Source organism: Rhizobium sp. A37_96 (assembly GCF_053521765.1).
In genome coordinates this window covers 221,580-237,898 of record NZ_JBNWDS010000006.1, presented here as the reverse complement: position 1 = coordinate 237,898, position 16,319 = coordinate 221,580, and the positions used below count along the sequence as shown (strand labels likewise).

Genomic DNA, 16,319 nt, shown 5'->3' with positions numbered 1-16,319 from the left:
GCAACATCCATCTAACTAGATATCGAAATATTTTCAATATAACCAAATGTATCAAATATTCTCCGGAATGATTTCGTCGTGGCATTGAAATTTTTGAGCATACGTGTGAGCAATCGGTACGCTGGAAACCGGAGGAGGATAGCGCAGTGCCAATCAAGGTGACCATCTGGAATGAAGGCCGGCACGAACAGACGGACGCGATCGTGCGGAAGCTCTATCCCGACAGGATGGATGGCGCGATCGCCGGCGGTATCGAAAGTCCGGATTTCGAGATCCGGCGCGTAACGATGGACGATCCGGAGCAGGGGCTGTCGGATGCGCTTTTGGAGGATACCGACGTTCTGCTCTGGTGGGGACATGTCGCCCATGATGAGGTGAGCGACGCCTTGATCGACCGGGTACAGCAGCGGGTGCTGAAGGGCATGGGGCTCCTGATCCTGCACTCCGGTCATCACTCGAAGCTCTTCCGCCGCCTGATGGGCACCAACGCCAATCTATCCTGGCGCGAGCTTCCCGAAGGCGATCTCGAACGTGTGTGGGTCATCAATCCCTCGCATCCGATTGCGGAGGGGTTGCCGCCCTATTTCGAAGTGGAGGCATCGGAAATGTACGGCGAGCCCTTCGATATCCCGCAGCCGGACGAGCTGATCTTCATCTCCTGGTATTCTGGCGGTGAGGTGTTCCGCAGCGGCTGCACCTTCCAGCGCGGCCGCGGCCGGATCTTCTTTTTCAGTCCGGGCCACGAGAGCTATCCCGTCTATCACAACAAGAATGTTCTGAGGGTGATCTCCAACGGCATTCGCTGGGCGCATCAGAAACACACCGACGGCCGAATTCTCGAGAACTGGCACCGCAAGGAGCCGCTGCATGGGAAGACTGCGCCCCGATCCTAGGCGCGGGGCTGACCAAGGTCATCGGCATCATTCGCTTGTTGGCGGATGCCTCTGGCCTTGGTCGCTTTCCATTGCGCGCACCCTTCATCGTCGGTAGAGAAGCTCAATTCTTCAATACAACCAAAGAATAACGTGAAAGTAAGCTTTCTCGAATAAATATAGCTTCTCTGGTTTCTTGCGGCCCGGGTGATGCTGCCGCGGATGGGAAGCGCCATGCCGTCGATCGATATCATCGTTCCGAAATCCGCTCCGCGCCGCTGGCAGGAGATTGTCATCCGGCGTTTGCAGGCGGACGGCTACGACATCGCTGTCCTGCATGAGCCCCGGTCAGCCGCTTGGCCGGGGGCGGTCGATGCGGCTTTGGCCTTCGAGCGAACGATTTTCCGCCGGCGCGATCCGGCCCTTGCCGCGCCGCTATCGGAAATTTCCGAAAACCCGCGCAACAGGCCCGCGGCGTTTCGCCTGGATCTGACAGGCAGCGCCGTATCATCGGGCGTTCCGACCATTGCGTTGAGGTTCGACGGCTTCACCTCCGACCTTTCGGTCGCAAAATCGGTCGCGTCGGGCACTTTGCCCGTCATCGAAGCCGTGCTGGATGGCGAGACCGTCATAGACCGCGCCTGGCCGATGGTCGATCGACGGGAGGCCGCATCGCTCGGCGTCGAGGATGTCTTGGCGCGCGCCATTACGCTTTCTGTTTCCGTCGTTAGCGCCTTTGCCGGAAACCGGCCCGCCTTGAGCGAACAAACCTCCCCGAAAGCCAGCAATTCCGTTGCCGGAACGACCGGATTTGCTCATGCCTATCTGACCAGCGCCTTGCCGCGCCTCGGCCGTGAAGCGATGCGACGCACGCGCTATCGCCACGCACATTGGCGCGTCGGTTATCGCTTTGCCGAAGGGCCGGGCGTGGCAAGCAGCCATGCGCTGGGCAGCGGCTGGTCGGTCCTGCCGGACCGGGGGGATCATTTCTATGCGGATCCCTTCCCGCTGCAGTGGCAGGACCGTTTCTTCCTGTTCGTGGAGGATTATCCGCATGCGACAGGCAAGGCGGTCATCTCCGTCGTGCCCTTCGATGCCGCCGGCGTGCCTCAGGAGCCGCGATGCGTGCTGGAAGAGCCGTACCATCTTTCCTATCCGCAGGTCTTCGAGCGCGATGGCTCGGTCTGGATGCTCCCCGAAGCCAGCTCAGGCGGCAAGCTCGTCCTTTATCGCGCGACGGAATTTCCGGATCGCTGGGCTCCCGAGGCCGTTCTCATCGAAGGCGAGATTTCCGATGCCACCCTGCTGGAACATGGGGGGCAGCTATGGCTGTTTGCGACCGACCGCGACGGCTATGGCAGCACGTCCGATACGCTCGTGGTTTTCCATGCGCCCCGGCTCACGGGTCCCTGGACGCCGCATGTATTGAACCCTGTTCTCATCGATCGCCGCATGGCGCGCCCCGGTGGCGCTTTCATCCGCGAAAGGGATGGCCGCGTCTGCCTGCCGGTCCAGGATGGAACCCTCGGCTATGGCGGTGGCCTCGGTATCTCGCAATTGCTCGAGCTCGATGAAAAGACGGTTCGGCTGTCGCCGCCGCGACCGATCGCGACCCAAGGCGACTGGCCCTATCCGAAAATCCACACCCTCAATCGCTCAGGCCGACTGGAGGTGATCGACGGGATTGCAGCCGTGCGGAAGTGAGCGGGACAGGAGCAGCGCTTCGTATCCGGCGCACATGCGCGCCGGGGAATACTGCTCCTTCAGCTGTCGGCCGGCTGCGGCAAGTCTTGCTGCCAGCTCCGGCCTGGCGACGAGCTCGGCGAGCCCTTCGGCAATTCCCTTCGCATCGGCATCGACGAAGAGCGCGGCGGCTTCGCCGTCGTCCGTCGTCAGCACTTCCCGCAGCACGTCCAGCTTGTTCGCGACCACCGGCAGGCCGCAAATGGCGGCTTCGACAGCGGCAAGGCCGAAGGTTTCCGTCAACGACGAAAAGGCATAGGCGTCCCCGGCCGCGAGGAACTCGAAGATTCGGGATGGCGGTACTTCGCCGACCAGATGCAGTCTGTCGGCGACGCCATTGGCTTGCGCAAACGCCGTGATCGCATCCCGCTCCGGGCCGGTGCCGGCGATAGCGATGTGAATGTCGGGAAGATGGACGAGGACGCCGGCAAGCGCGATCTGGTTCTTCGAAGGCGCCATGCGGCCGGAGGAAACGGCAAGCCATGCCTGCTGGGGAAGTCCGAAGGCCGTACGCGCAGCCACCTTGTCGGGTGTGGTCGAGGGGGCGGGAACGCCGTGGTCGATGCGCAACGTCCGCCGCCGATAGGCCCTCGGAAAATTGTCGAACTGCGCTTCGGTCCAGCTCGAATTGACGACGTTGGCATGGTAGAGGCCGAGAGTGCCCATCAGCTTGTCGATTTGGGTGAGAACACCCCTCACGCCCGTGCTTTGCGGCGCTCCGCTCTGGTTGGCGATGATCGGGTTTGTGCCGGCCAGCCGTGCGCCGATGGTACCGAAAACATTGCCGTAATGCTGGAAGGTGATGACGGCATCCGGCCGGGCATTGCGCAAGTAACCCGCAAGCCCGAAGGCCGCCCGCATCTGCCCGGGCAATCCGCGCGGCGGCGCCATGAGGATGAAATCCGCATAAGGGTCACGGTCGTAGACGTCGGTTTTCCTGTACATGAAAACGGTGCGTATATCGTGGCCGCGAGCCCGCAGCCCCTCGCCGATCATGTCGGAAATGCGCTGCGCCCCGCCGGCTTCCGCCTGGGTCTGCACCTGGACGATTTTCATGAGCGACCTTTCAGGAAGGAGCGGGCGGCCAAGGCGTCTTCGCCGGCGAAGAAGCCGAGGATCGAAGGATTGATGCCTATGGTGCGTCGCGCAATGGATACGGCCGTCACGCACCATACGATGATGGTGCCGGCAATGCTGAGCGCGGCGCCAATCGGGCCAAGCCAATAGGTCAGCACCGCCGTCGCGCAGAGCCCAAGCGTGTTGACGATGACCAGCAGCTTGAAAAGAGCGTGCTGAAGGCCCGTCAGCTGCATGAGGATCTCGGTCGGGCCGCAGGCGGTTCCGACGGTTGCGCCGATCCCGAAGATGATGAGCGTTACCTGCATTGTCGGCGTGGCATAGGCGGGATTGAAAATCGACAGGATCAGATTGCCGAAAAACAGGAACATGATCAGCACGAGCAAGGCGATCGCGAAGCCACCCAGGGCGGCAAGGCTGGTGATGCGCTGCACATGCGCCTTGTCGCCGGTATAGAACGCGCCGGAAATCTGCGGCGCGAGCGCCTGGTTGATGCCGTTGAGCGCCAGCACGACCAGTCGCATCGTCCGATCCGCCACGAAGATCGCGCCTGCGGCCTCCGGGCCGAGAATGGCCGCAACGAGAAGCGTGCTCGCCTGGCTGAGCGCCGGCGGCAAGGCGGTGACGCCCCAGAGCCCGAAGGTCACGGTCCTGAATTCATCCTTCTGCTCTTTCGTGAGCGGGCCGCGCCGGGCGCGGAGCGTATCGCGGAACAGGACGACCGTTTGCGGGGCGATCATGACAAGCAGCAATCCGGCCGTCAGGTAGGTTGCGGTCACCGCGCTCATCTCGATGTGCATGAAATGGGCGAGAACGAAGACCGGAATGGCGACTGCCCGCCACAGGACGTCGCGCGGGAGCAGCGCGAATATCAGCGCATTCTTGGCACGAAGGGCGCAGGCCACGAATTCCGACCAGCCGAGCGCAAAGGCGAGCACCATGGTTGCCACGCAGATCGGCAGCCATTCGGGCGTCCGGGCACCCGCGAATGGCAAGAAGCCGATGATGAGAATGATCAGGCTGGAGCCTGCGAGCCCGGCCAGCGCGACAAGGATGGAGCCCGCCATCATGCCGTTTGCCGAATTGAGATCGTTGTTGCCGGCATATTGGGGCCAGAACCGCAAAACCGCGCTCTGCTGGCCGACCACGGCGAAGAAGGAGGCCAGGCTCGCCCCGGCATAGGCGGCGCTGTAAAGACCGAACTGTCGTCCGTCGGTCGTCATGGCGACGGCGACGAACATCAGGAACGACAGGCCGGCGCTCGCAAGCTTGATGACGCCCGCAACGGCGCCGCTCTTTGCAAGCGCGCCGATCGACAAGCGCAGGTTGCTCGCAGGCGTCGCCGCTTCGGCCGATATACTATCAAAACTGCGTGCTTTATCGCTCAACGTCGTAATCCTGCGTTGATTGTTATCCGGTCGGAAGGCCGGCAAGTCCTGAAATAGAATGTATCTCTAATATCGTAAGTTCTTATGGTCGCGCCAGAACGAACTCGCAACATGGTTACTTGCGGTGTCCCGTTTCGATCACACGCTGCGGTGTAAATTCAACGGATGATTAACATTATTCACTAATACTGAATTTAGTGATGTACGATGAGCCGGAAGTTGCGCGGCTGCGGAGAACCTTTGGATGAAGCCGTTTAGCATGGACGAGCGCACGCTTCCGCCGCTGTTCGATGTAGGCGCCGCATGGACTATCCTCTGGCAACGCCGGATGACGGTGCTGGCATGCACTTGCGCCGTGCTTCTCGCGACGGTTGCCTATCTCGCCGTCGCCAAGCCGAGCTATACCGCCACGGCCTCGGTCATGATCGATCCGCGTGATCTGCACGCGACGAATTTGAACAACGTGCTTCCCGGTATCGGCAGCGACAGCGCCGCTATCGCCAGCCAGGTGTTCGTCATCGAGTCGCGCGACCTGCTGATGAAGGTCTTTGAAAGCGAGAACATCGAGAGCGATCCCGAGTTTTCCGGGGGTGGGCTCCTGTCGCGCGTCGGTCTGGCCGCTCATCCCACGAGGGATTCGATCTTCAAGAGCTTTCAGCGCGGCGTGACCGTCGAGCGGGCAGGGCTCACCTATGTCATCGATGTCAATTTCGTATCCCGATACCCCGACAAGGCGGCGCGGATCGCCAATGCCATCGTCGATCGTTACAAGGCCGGTCTTTCGGGCGAGCGGGAAACGGCCAATAGCGATGTGAACTCGCTGCTTGCCACCAAGATCGACGCTCTTCAGAAGAATGTCGGCGATGCGGAGCAGGAGGTCGGGGATTTCAAGGTCACGCATCAGATCCTGGACGCATCCGCCGGCGGCACGCTGCAGTCCCAGATCGACAAGCTTACCGACCAACTGATCACCGCGCGGAGCGATGCCGACCAGGCCAAGGACAAATATGCGCAGGCGATGGCCGCGGGTACTTCGCCGGCCGGCCTTGCCAAACTCTCCGAAATCCTCTCGTCGGAGGCGACGGTGAAGCTGCGCGAGAACTACAATCAACGCGCCGCCGATCTTGCCAACTACGAAGCCATGTACCAGCCGCGCCATCCGATGATCAAAAGGCTGCGCTCGGAACTGGACCGGATGCAGGACCTGATGGCGGTCGAAGCGCAACGCATCACGCGGGAGTTGAAGGCAAAGTCCGACCTGGCTGCGCAGAATGTCTCCGCGCTCCAGGCAAAGCTCGACAATCTTCGCCAGAAGCTGGAAGGTTCCGATGCCGCGCAGGTGCAGTTGCGGCAACTGGAGGCCAAGGCAAAGGCAGCCCGCACCGTGCTTGACGACTTCCTTAAGCGCGCCGAGGAAACTTCGCAGATGCAAGGCCTGCAATTGCAGGAGGCAAGGGTGATCAGCGCCGCGGCTCCGCCGGTGCAGCCGACCTGGCCGAAGCCGTTGCTGCTGTTGCCGGTCAGCGCGGTGCTGGGTCTCATCATCGGCTGCGGGCTTGCTTTGGTACGCGGCCCTAAAAATCGGCCGGAAGAGGATCCGACAACGCCTCTGCGTCGCAGCCTGCTCGACCTCGAGCCCCATAAGGACACCCTGACGGACGTCGCAAAGCCGGAGCCGGTCCCCGTCAGTCTCGGAGAATATCGCCTGCCGGGCGTTGCGGGCGCCGGCGCCTATTTGAGCATCCGCGCGATGCGGCGGCGGTTTTTCCAGACCGGAAACGAGGCTTTCTCGCGGGATGTCCTGCAGCTCATACGACGCATCATTCTGCACCTCACCGAACATCCGAAGCCTTATGTGCTGCTGATCTCGCCGCTCCATACGCCGCTGGCGGCGAGACTGGCGGGGGCTATGGTGGGCATCGGCCTGCAGCAGGCCGAGCAGAATGTGCTTGTCGTCGAGTTCGATGGCCAACCGGGCCTGGAGGCGCCGGCGCGCAACGGCAACGGCGTTTTTGTCAGCGGCGCGAGCGGCCTGCGGACCATCGTCTACAACAGGCCGGCGCCGGAGAATGGGGATTCGATGACGCGCCCCGGCCTCGACGATATATTGGCCGATGCCGGCACGTTCGATTTTGTGCTTTTGATGGGGCCTTCCATCGTCGACAGCAACTGGGATCCGGCACTTTTCGCCGAGGCGGACCTGATGCTTTTTGCGCTCAGCCCCACCGAAGAGACAGCGGAAGTCGCCAACATGCTTCGCCAACGCCTCGATGCCGACCAGATCGGACGCAGCGCAACGCTCGCGATTACACCGGAGCACGTTGAGACGGGACGCAGCCAGGTGGTGCGGCCGATCCGGTCGTCCGGCGACGGCGAACAGAGCGACAGAATGTCCGCGAGGGGATGATCGTGGGGCGAGGCTTGCGATCATCGATGCTGATAAGTCGCCGTAGCGCACTCAAGCTCGCAGGCGGATCCATTCTTGCGGCCATTCCTGCCGCGGGCGCGGCGAAGGCCGCAGAAAAACGCGCAGTCCCCACCCGCGGCGTCAATCTGCCGGGATGGCTGGATCGAAAAGACGGGATTGCGCCGGGCGAGGAAGCGCTCGAAAGGCTTCATCGTCTGGGTTTCGAGACGATCCGCCTGCCGGTAAACGCCGATCTCATATCGGCGGGCGACGCAGCCGAGCTCCGCCGTATCGATGAGGGCGTGAAGATGCTCATGCGGCGGGGATTTGCCGTCCTGGTGGATATGCATCCCTCCGAAAATCTTCATACCGCTTTCCGCCGGGATTTCGAGACCGGATCGAAAAGGGTCGCCGACGCCTGGGCGGCGCTGAGCAAACTTGTCGCCGATCTGCCGGATAGCTCCGTCTATCCGGAACTGTTGAACGAGCCGCCCATGCGAAGCGATGCCTGGCTCGCATTGCGGGATCGGCTTGCCGAGATCGTGCGATCGAGATGTCCAGGCCACACGCTGATCTGGGGTCCGTCGCCCTCCCAGGGGATTTGGGAGATCGGGGAGACGCCGCCTCTTGCGGACGACAACCAGATCGCCGCCATTCATTTCTATGCGCCCATGGCTTTCACCCATCAATGCGAGACCTGGGACGCCTCTCCGCTCGCACGGATATCGAATTTGCCCTTTCCGGCCACCATCGCCACACCGCGCATCCAGGAAACCATCGACAAGCTGCGTGCTGCCGGGGATGAGAAGGCCGTGAGCCTCATCAAGGAACAGCTATCGACGCCATGGACGGCAGCGGCGATCGCGACGGAGTTCGCGCGGCTTAAACGTTGGTCGGAAACACATGACTGCCCGGTGATGCTGAACGAGTTCGGCGTGCTCAATTTCTGCGTCGATGCCGCAAGCCGCACATCCTGGGTTCGGGCTGTCCGGCAGGCGGCGGAGGCCAACCAGGTCGGCTGGACCTACTGGGAGCTCGACCAGGGCTTTGGCTTCATCGAAAGCAGGCGCAGCACGGAAGGTTTTGACAGTTCGATGATCGCCGCACTGCTGGGCGGGCACGGCGGCGGCTGAGATGCGGGAGGATATCGCGTTGTGGAGCGACGATTGATGCGGAACGGTAAGGATCGGTCATGAGCGTTGCGGGAGGTCAGCTCGGTTACGGGGCGCCTGCGTCGAGTTCGTTGCGCTCGGATGTCATGTTCCATCTCTGCATTGCCATCCTTTCGGTTATCGCCTCCGTTTCGGCATTCGCCGTCTGGACTCCTTTCGGCGTCGCCGCAACGTTCGTATTGACGCTTGTCCTGTCGATCGCCCAGCCTGGCTGCATCCCCATCGTCATCGCCTGTTCCTTTCTCTATCAGAACCTCGTGGTGGCCTGGTTCACCCCATTCGTGCCCGATCACAATACCTTCGATGCGTTGCGTGGTGCCAACTTCGTCATCCTGATGACTGCGTACGGCGCCTTCGCCATGGCTTCCTTTCAGTATCGCGTGCGCGCTTTAACCGAACTGCGACCCTGGCTGATCTTCAGTTTCGTGCTGTGTGGAACCGTTTGCTTCTATTTTGCCGTCGGTGTCGTGCATGGCGGACCGAAGGACGCCGTCATCTATTTCCGCAACACGATTACGCCGCTTGCATGTTTCCACATCGCCATCCTGGCGGCCAGTCTGTATCCCGTCGATCTGCGCAAGGGCATCTTTTGGCTCTGCGCCGGCGCCATCGTCTACGGCTACCTGGAGCAGATCTTCCGGATGGACTTTCTCAGCCTGTTTCACGGTGATCTCTATATTCATCGTGGCCTCAAGGCGCAGATCGAGGCTGGCGTGTGGGAAAAGAAGCTGAGGGAAACCGGTTTCGTGCTTCGCGGCATCGAAGATACGATGATGACGACGTTCTTCAACACCAAGCTCCTGAGCGACCTGTTTCCCCCGATCTTCCGCAACGGCGGTCCGAATTTTCATCCCATCAGCTATGCCTACGGCCTGAGCATCATGTCAGCCTGGCTTCTCTTCAGAGGGCGCTGGCTGCTGCCTATGGCCGCGTTGCCGCTGTTGCTCGTCATCGGCTCCAAGGGTGCGACCTTCATGTTGATCGTGGCGCTGGGTGCGCGGCTGATCTATCGCCCGGCCCGGGCGGAGCTGACGCTGCTGGCCGTCGTTGCGCTGGCGATCGTATGGACGCTCGCCGCCATTGTCTTCGGCGCCACGCACGGCGATTACCATGTTCTGGGCCTGATCGCCGGCGTTCGCGAATTCTTGCACAATCCATTCGGGCAAGGCCTGGGGATCGGAGGGAACCTGTCGAGCACAAGTCTCAATCTGGATTGGGACCGTGCGCAGGACGAGGGCGTTGCCTCGGTTCCGGTCGAAAGCGCCGTCGGTGTGATGCTCTATCAGATGGGCGTGGGGAGCATCGTCTTTTTCAGCTTTCTCGCCGCGCTCGCTGTATCGGCACGCAGGCAATTGATTGCGACCGGAGACCCGGATTTCCTCTTCGCCTTCGTTGCGGTCGTCACGATCGCATCCAACGCGGTATTGCAGGAGGAAGCCTTCTTCTCGCCTCTCGCCCTCGGTTTTTGCCTCCTGCTTGTCGGCATCTCCTTCGGAACGCGATGGCGTTCGCTCGGCATTTCGAGGGGCCTGCTCACGCATCCGGGCAAACCGGCGCCGGCGCCTGCATCCGAATAGCTGTCCTCGAGGCGCCGGTTGCGTGACTTCCGTGGCGGGATGGATGTCCTCCGCAAAAGTGCCCGCGACAGGGTGATCGGCAAATATTCATTAATAGAAATATAGTATGTTTCTAAAATGTGAAGCATGCGTCGCCGTGTCGGTAATATTGCGGAGTTGATCATGGCAGTTTTAGGTGCGTTTCCCCCTGGACTTACTTGCCGGCCGATCGAGGAGGGCGATTGGAGTGGCATCATCGATTGCCTTCGGCGGAATTTTCCGACACGCGAGCGGGATTATTGGGAACGCGCCGTCACGCGCATGGAGAAGCGGCCATTCGTGCCGGATCTGCCGAAATACGGCTTTGTCCTCGATATGTCCGGCCGCATCGTCGGTGTCTTGCTGGCGCTCTATTTTCGGCATCAGGGGCAGGAGGGCGAAGAACTCCGCTGCAATCTGTCGAGCTGGTCCGTCGATCCGGAATATCGCGCCTTTGCCGGCAAGATGGTGATTGCGGCATTGAGGAAGAAGAACGTCACCTTCATCAATGTCTCGCCAGCGCCGGGAACCATAAAGGTCAACGAGGCGCTGGGCTTCCGCCGCTATGCCGACGGGCAGCTTGCTTTCCTACCCATGCTGAGTTCGTCGCGCCGGCCGTATCGCGTGCTCGAGGCGCGCCCCGATCTTCCTGAAATGTCCCTGCTTTCCGAAGGAGAACGGGAGATTCTTCTCCAGCATGCAGCGCTCGATTGTCTGTCATTGATCTGTGTCGACGGGGGGAAGGCATTTCCCTTCGTATTCAAGACACGCCGCATCTTTCATGGTCTCGTTCCAAGCTGCCAGGTCATCTATTGCCGATCGCCGGAGGAGTTGAGCCAGTGCGCCGGCGCTTTCGGCCGTTATCTCCTGCGCAAGGGCATATTCCTCAGCGTCGTCGATGCGAATGGACCTGTCGCCGGCCTCGTGGGGCGATATTTTGCCGGAAGCGGGACGAAATATTTCAAAGGTCCGAAGCCGCCTTCGCTTGGCGATCTGACATTCACCGAATTGGTCATCTTCGGCTTCTGATCGCGGCGGGACGAAGATGCCGGGGCTTCGGGCGAGCGCAAGGCTCCTCCCTTCGCTTCGCTCCTACATCGTCGATTTCAAGTCCAGCGCCGGTGATGGCGCGGCCGATTTGGCGCGCAATGTCCTGAGTTGATGAAGCTTTGCCGCAACGGTTGGGCTCAGGCTTGCCATGCCATGCAGTATGCGCCGCCCCATGAAATGCCACTGACGGCGCACGCGCCACCGCATATCGGTGCTGGTTGCGAGGCTGAGGTGATGATCGCCCATGCGAAGGGCGCGAGCGTCCATATCGCGCTTGTCCGGGTCGTCATAATAGGCGGCGATCCTGGTGCCGTCGACGGAAGCCTCTGCTATCCACTGCGGGATATAGTCGCCGCACAGGCGCTCGACGTCGGTCAGAAGCCGGCTGACACCGAGGCCGGTTGCAGGGGAGGAAGTCAGAAAGGCATCTCCGATCAACACCACGCCGTCCTGCCGGTGGTTTTCGGCCACGGCGATGTCGGTGAGCCAGCTGTCGATCCGGCTGCTGATCTCAAAGTCGCCAAGGATATCGACGAGCGACGGAAAGGCGGCTGTGAGCACCTGCTTCGGATGCTCATGCAGCGATCTTACCCAGGGGTCGCGCGGATCTCGGAACAAGAAGAGATTGGCCCGCGTTGCGCCGGGAACCGGGAACAGATCGAGATGGTCGATGCCGTCGCCGGCACCGTGGTAGGTGAGGGCCGTATGGCGAAATTTATTCGATCGCAGCGGGCGAATGTTGAATCCGATTGCGAGCGGACGCCTCTCACCGATCGACTTGTGCGCAATGCCGATGTCGCGGCGCAATATGTCGCCCATTCCCGTTGCGAGCACCAGCAGCCGCGCGGTGATCTCGTCCCGGCCGAGAATCGATATTCGCTGTTGCGTTGCGCTGGTGCGTAAGCCACTGACCTGGCCGACGACGAACTTCACCGTGTCCGGCAATGTGGCTCGCATCGCGGTGACGAGCCTGTTGTAGAAGAAGCCGTAGTGCCGGTCCTGCGTCCGGTCCAGCATCCGCCCCTTGTGCATGTTGACGATGTCGTCGAAGGGGATGCCGGCGGCCGACAGGGGCGCGAGCAGCTGAAGCCGCTGAAGTTTTTCGATCGCCTCGCCGCCGATCCGCTCGACGCGGAACTCCTGAGGAAAGACGCGATGGCGGTCGATGAGCGTCACCCGATAGCCGGCTCGGCCGAGCATGCAGGCGGCAAGTGTGCCTGAAAGCCCGCCCCCGACGATGGCTATGTCGCTATCTGTTTCGACTGCCGGTGGTTCGATGTGTCGTCCGTTCATCATTTCGAATACCTCAGGATTGCGTAGATGGCGTAGGGATTGGTCGTCAGATATCGCCAGAACAGCCGGCGAGGTTCCATCAGCATCCGCCAGAACCACTCGAAGCCGGCCCTCTGGATCCAGATCGGGGCCCTCGTCGTCCTTTCGGCCAGATGGTCGAACAGCCCGCCCGATGTCTTGATGACGCCGACATTGGCAAGCCGTGCGGCAAAGTCGTGAACGAAGATCTGCTCGCGGGGAACGCCGAGACCGATCCACAGGATGTCGGGCGCCAGCGCGTTAATCTCGTCAAGCCTTGCTTCCAGGGCCTCCCCTGCGAGATAGCCGTGGCAGTGCCCGACGATGCGCAGATCGGGATAGCGTGCCTGCACGGTCGCGACGGCTTTGGAGTTTGTCGCCTCGGTTGCTCCGAGCAGGTAGAAGCTTATGCCTTCCCTCGCGGCAAGTTCCGCCACGTCGTGAAAAAGGTCCGTCGTCGCCACGCGCTCCGGGAGCTGCACCCTGCATAGCAGGCGTGAGGCCATGACGAGCGGCTGGCCGTCGGCTAGGATCTGGTCGGCCTCCTGAAAGAGCCTGGCGATGTTGGCGTCGGCATGAACGCGGGCGACGACCTCGCCATTGGCCGAGGTGAAGTAGTAGGGGCGGCTGTCGCGGCGGCGTTTTCGCGCCACGGCGATCATGAATGAAGCGGCATTTCGCCGATTGACCACGGTGATGGGCAATCCTCCGATCAATACGCTTGGGAGCGCAAGAGGATGGTCTTGCGTCGGAATGGTGGATCCATGCTCGGATGCATCTACCGGCTGCATTTGGCTCTCCTGGTTCGAAATCTACCCCTCGAAAGCAAGGCAAGCACCGGCGGCGCCAGCCCCTCTCGAGGCTGGTATTGAACCGCCATTTTTGATTGAGTAAGCTCTCTCTGAATATCGTCGAGAGCCTGTATCAATATCGTGCAAGCCATTACTTCCGATTGCGTAATGGGTAGCTAATATGATCCGGAAAGTTAAGTCGTTTATTAGTATTCGGTTAATATGTAAATTTCTAAAGAAATAATATACGCATGGACTTAAAGAGGGAGGACGGTGACAGGTCGAGAGGGGTCGGATAATTTATAAGTAATTTCAATTACTTAAATTTCGTGGATTTGATCTGTCCTGACGCTGTTCGCAGTCGGGGCAGAATTCGCCTCGTCGGCGGGAGGCTCGGCCACCAACTCGGCTTCACGAAATACGATGACGGAGGCGTGCTAGATTCAAACAGTATACGACCTTGGCGCGGGTGCGGCTTTGGGTGCGTCTGCGCTCTTATTTTTCGCCGTGAGCCTTCAGGTGCAACCATGGAGATTGTATCTGCAATTGCTAAACGAATGGATGATCCGGCTTGGACAGACGCCAATATGGCACAGGGGAGAGGGCCACGCGGCCTGGCCGGCCACTGTAGACCCGCAGGCCGGCAACGCCGGAAAGTGGCTATGGCTTGCCGGAGATCTGCCGGGTCTTCATGCGCATCGGGCATGCCGATCGCGCGGGCGAAAACCTTGTGCAATCCGAATATCGTTCGCGGCGGCAATACAAGCGGCGCTTCATGCCGCGCGCTCGTCCGTCACGCATGCACAGCCGCAAACAGACGTCGGCAGGCCTCGACAAGGCTGGTTTCCTGCAGCAGCGCCCCGCCGACGAGATACATGATATCGTTGCCATAGGCTTCGCGCATCTCCGCCACCCGGTTCAAGGTCATGCCGCCGCCCGGGGCGGGCACGATCGCCTTCAGCCCACCGAGCTCGGCTGAACAGGCGCGGGCGATCGACAGGCATTCCTCGCGGGTGAAGCCGAAGCGACCGCCGAAATTCGGATAGATGACCGCATCCGCTCCCATCAGCCGGTGCAGTGCCCCGAAGAAGGCGCGATGGCTGAATCCACAGTCGGGCGAGACGACGTTCGCCCCGGAGAAGGCCGGATGCGAGATGATGGGCAGGGTGAAATCCGGATCGGCGGCGAGCGTGCGTATCACATCGTAGCCGGCAAGGGCAGGCGCGATCATCACGCCGCCGGCGCCGACCTCCTGAGCCTGTTTTGCCCGCTCGATAACGGCATTGGCAGGTCCTGTCACATTGGGCACGAAGCTCGTCTTGCCGCCACTCTTGGCGTTGGCTTCGCCGACGGCCTCGACGCAAGCCCTCAGGCGCTCATCGAAGCGTGAGGTCTTCTGGTCGACAAGACCATGGTCGTCCTTGACGAAGTGCATGCCGCCGAGCGCAAAATCATGGGCAAGACCGGCAAGTTCCTTCGTCGACAGGCCGACCGGCTTGATCGCCGACATGAGCAAGGGGCTTTCTCCGATGCCGGCGCGGGCGCGAAGGCCGGCTATTCCGTGTCGCGGCCCCTTGCAGAGAGCGAGGATGCCGGGCGACAGCCCGATGTCTTCGACCTTCAGCCCGGGCTTTATGGAGCTGTTGCCGAAGACGATGTTGAGAAATTGCGGAAAATCGCCGCCGATATCGTCGTCTGAATAGGAGATGGTTGCGAGAAAGCCCGGCCGGCCGTCAGGAGACTTCTCCAGGGATTCCAGCCTGCCGAGAATCTCTTCCTCGACATAGCCTTTGGGAACGACATCGCGCGGGATCTCGACGGTTTGCTCGAGTGCGATATCGAGCGCACGGGCCTTTGCCTCCCCGGCATCGGCGGCCCGGACGAAATAGGTGACGCTAAAGCGCGGAGCCATCAGAGCGCCTCTGCCTTCTGCGCCGAATGGACGTGGTCGAGACGCACTTCTGACAATTCCTCTTCGCCGATGGAAAGCGGTTTGCCGAGGAGACCTTCGATGGCTTTCACCAGGGCGCCCGCGTCGAGCCCATATTTCTTCATGAGGTATGGCTTGGAGGCGCCGTGCGCAAACGTGTCGTTGAGGCCAAGCCGCTTCAGCCGGATGCCGAGGCCCTCCTCGGCGAGGATCTCCGCCACCAGCGAGCCGAGGCCGCCGACGATCGTGTGGTTTTCCAGGGTGACGATGCCTTTCTTTCCGCGCGCGGCTTTGAGCAGGCCATCGCGATCGAAGGGCTTCAGCGTCGAGGCGTGCAGGTGATGGACGCCGATCCCCCGTGCGGTCAGCGGCCCGCTCGCGCGCAGCGCCTCTTCGGTACAGACACCTGAACTGACCACGAGGATATCGTCGCCTTCCGACAGCGTGCGCAGCCTGTTGAATTCAAAAGGCGTGGAGAACAGGCGCGGCACCTCGCCACGCAGGACGCGGACGTAAACGGGGCCATCGATTGAATCCGCGACTTCGAGGACGGTCTCGACCTCCGTCGCATCGCCCGTTTCGAGCACCGTCATGTTCGGCACCGCACGCATCACGGCGATGTCTTCGATTGCCTGATGCGTAATGCCCCCGGGCGTGGTGATCCCCGGCAGAAAGCCCATGAGCCGCACCTTGCGATTGGAATAGGCGATGGAATTGATCAGCTGGTCGTAGGGCCGGCGATACAGAAACACCGAAAACGTGTGGAGGAAGGGACGATAGCCCTGCATCGCGAGGCCGCCGGCAAAGGAGAGCATGTTCTGCTCCGCCATGCCGAGCGAAAGAAACTGGTCCGGATGCCGATCGCGGAAGCCATCGACCTCGCAGGAGGAGGTGAGATCCGCCGAGAGGCAGAGCACTTCGGGTCGCGCTACGGCAAAAGCCTCGAACGCCTTGGCATAGGGACGGTTGACGATCTCGACCAT

General features: G+C 61.3%; 13 protein-coding genes. 6 read left to right on the top strand and 7 right to left on the bottom strand.

The window, feature by feature from the left end; translation table 11 throughout:
• Positions 1 to 146 precede the first annotated feature (146 nt).
• Positions 147 to 893: a ThuA domain-containing protein gene (locus ACQZ6J_RS18305; protein ID WP_449085122.1), complete on the top strand. Its 747-nt coding sequence runs from the start codon at positions 147 to 149 to the stop codon at positions 891 to 893.
• Here ACQZ6J_RS18305 and ACQZ6J_RS18300 read toward each other — a convergent pair.
• Entirely contained in the window at positions 890 to 1,126 is a 237-nt protein-coding gene (locus ACQZ6J_RS18300; RefSeq protein WP_449085121.1) for a hypothetical protein, read from the bottom strand. The genes ACQZ6J_RS18305 and ACQZ6J_RS18300 overlap by 4 nt on opposite strands.
• Between ACQZ6J_RS18300 and ACQZ6J_RS18295 the strand changes: the two genes are divergently transcribed.
• Positions 1,107 to 2,576: a glucosamine inositolphosphorylceramide transferase family protein gene (locus ACQZ6J_RS18295; protein ID WP_449085120.1), complete on the top strand. Its 1,470-nt coding sequence runs from the start codon at positions 1,107 to 1,109 to the stop codon at positions 2,574 to 2,576. The two genes, ACQZ6J_RS18300 and ACQZ6J_RS18295, sit on opposite strands and share 20 nt — an antisense overlap.
• Here the strand turns inward: ACQZ6J_RS18295 and ACQZ6J_RS18290 are convergent.
• Both ACQZ6J_RS18290 and ACQZ6J_RS18285 read right to left on the bottom strand, forming a co-directional pair.
• Positions 2,529 to 3,671 (bottom strand): glycosyltransferase family 4 protein, encoded by a 1,143-nt coding sequence (locus ACQZ6J_RS18290; RefSeq protein ID WP_449085119.1) that lies wholly within the window; start codon positions 3,669 to 3,671, stop codon positions 2,529 to 2,531. The two genes, ACQZ6J_RS18295 and ACQZ6J_RS18290, sit on opposite strands and share 48 nt — an antisense overlap.
• Positions 3,668 to 5,080 (bottom strand): lipopolysaccharide biosynthesis protein, encoded by a 1,413-nt coding sequence (locus ACQZ6J_RS18285; protein ID WP_449085118.1) that lies wholly within the window; start codon positions 5,078 to 5,080, stop codon positions 3,668 to 3,670. Before ACQZ6J_RS18285 ends, ACQZ6J_RS18290 begins: the two co-directional genes overlap by 4 nt.
• Before the next feature lie 244 nt (positions 5,081 to 5,324).
• Here ACQZ6J_RS18285 and ACQZ6J_RS18280 point away from each other — a divergent pair, with 244 nt between their 5' ends.
• The 4 genes from ACQZ6J_RS18280 (at position 5,325) to ACQZ6J_RS18265 (ending at position 11,283) form a co-directional block, all read left to right on the top strand.
• Positions 5,325 to 7,487 (top strand): GumC family protein, encoded by a 2,163-nt coding sequence (locus ACQZ6J_RS18280; RefSeq protein WP_449085117.1) that lies wholly within the window; start codon positions 5,325 to 5,327, stop codon positions 7,485 to 7,487.
• A 26-nt stretch (positions 7,488 to 7,513) separates the two neighbouring features.
• Positions 7,514 to 8,620, top strand: a complete 1,107-nt coding sequence (locus ACQZ6J_RS18275) for a glycoside hydrolase family 5 protein (protein WP_449085116.1) — start codon at positions 7,514 to 7,516, stop codon at positions 8,618 to 8,620.
• Between the two features lie 59 nt (positions 8,621 to 8,679).
• Positions 8,680 to 10,236 carry a hypothetical protein gene (locus tag ACQZ6J_RS18270; RefSeq protein ID WP_449085115.1) on the top strand — a complete coding sequence of 519 codons (1,557 nt, stop codon included), beginning with the start codon at positions 8,680 to 8,682 and terminating at the stop codon, positions 10,234 to 10,236.
• A gap of 162 nt (positions 10,237 to 10,398) precedes the next feature.
• Positions 10,399 to 11,283 carry a hypothetical protein gene (locus ACQZ6J_RS18265; RefSeq protein ID WP_449085114.1) on the top strand — a complete coding sequence of 295 codons (885 nt, stop codon included), beginning with the start codon at positions 10,399 to 10,401 and terminating at the stop codon, positions 11,281 to 11,283.
• Between the two features lie 63 nt (positions 11,284 to 11,346).
• Here ACQZ6J_RS18265 and ACQZ6J_RS18260 read toward each other — a convergent pair whose 3' ends face one another.
• From ACQZ6J_RS18260 to ACQZ6J_RS18245, 4 genes are all read right to left on the bottom strand, one after another.
• Entirely contained in the window at positions 11,347 to 12,600 is a 1,254-nt protein-coding gene (locus ACQZ6J_RS18260) for an FAD-dependent oxidoreductase (protein WP_449085113.1), read from the bottom strand.
• The gene (locus tag ACQZ6J_RS18255; RefSeq protein ID WP_449085112.1) at positions 12,597 to 13,406 is read right to left on the bottom strand and encodes a WecB/TagA/CpsF family glycosyltransferase; all 810 of its coding nucleotides are present in this window, start codon (positions 13,404 to 13,406) and stop codon (positions 12,597 to 12,599) included. The genes ACQZ6J_RS18260 and ACQZ6J_RS18255 overlap by 4 nt, the downstream gene beginning before the upstream one ends.
• Positions 13,407 to 14,199: 793 nt before the next feature.
• The gene (locus ACQZ6J_RS18250) at positions 14,200 to 15,318 is read right to left on the bottom strand and encodes a RuBisCO large subunit C-terminal-like domain-containing protein (RefSeq protein ID WP_449085111.1); all 1,119 of its coding nucleotides are present in this window, start codon (positions 15,316 to 15,318) and stop codon (positions 14,200 to 14,202) included.
• Entirely contained in the window at positions 15,318 to 16,319 is a 1,002-nt protein-coding gene (locus ACQZ6J_RS18245; protein ID WP_449085110.1) for a transketolase family protein, read from the bottom strand. Before ACQZ6J_RS18245 ends, ACQZ6J_RS18250 begins: the two co-directional genes overlap by 1 nt.

Bases quoted from the DNA above. Each gene is read 5' to 3' on its own strand.
- ACQZ6J_RS18295 (WP_449085120.1), top strand. From the start codon at position 1,107: ATGCCGTCGATCGATATCATCGTTCCGAAATCCGCTCCGCGCCGCTGG.
- ACQZ6J_RS18300 (WP_449085121.1), bottom strand. From the start codon at position 1,126: ATGATATCGATCGACGGCATGGCGCTTCCCATCCGCGGCAGCATCACC.
- ACQZ6J_RS18290 (WP_449085119.1), bottom strand. From the start codon at position 3,671: ATGAAAATCGTCCAGGTGCAGACCCAGGCGGAAGCCGGCGGGGCGCAG.
- ACQZ6J_RS18280 (WP_449085117.1), top strand. From the start codon at position 5,325: ATGAAGCCGTTTAGCATGGACGAGCGCACGCTTCCGCCGCTGTTCGAT.
- ACQZ6J_RS18275 (WP_449085116.1), top strand. From the start codon at position 7,514: ATGCTGATAAGTCGCCGTAGCGCACTCAAGCTCGCAGGCGGATCCATT.
- ACQZ6J_RS18270 (WP_449085115.1), top strand. From the start codon at position 8,680: ATGAGCGTTGCGGGAGGTCAGCTCGGTTACGGGGCGCCTGCGTCGAGT.
- ACQZ6J_RS18265 (WP_449085114.1), top strand. From the start codon at position 10,399: ATGGCAGTTTTAGGTGCGTTTCCCCCTGGACTTACTTGCCGGCCGATC.
- ACQZ6J_RS18260 (WP_449085113.1), bottom strand. From the start codon at position 12,600: ATGATGAACGGACGACACATCGAACCACCGGCAGTCGAAACAGATAGC.
- ACQZ6J_RS18255 (WP_449085112.1), bottom strand. From the start codon at position 13,406: ATGCAGCCGGTAGATGCATCCGAGCATGGATCCACCATTCCGACGCAA.
- ACQZ6J_RS18250 (WP_449085111.1), bottom strand. From the start codon at position 15,318: ATGGCTCCGCGCTTTAGCGTCACCTATTTCGTCCGGGCCGCCGATGCC.
- ACQZ6J_RS18245 (WP_449085110.1), bottom strand. From the start codon at position 16,319: ATGGTCGAGATCGTCAACCGTCCCTATGCCAAGGCGTTCGAGGCTTTT.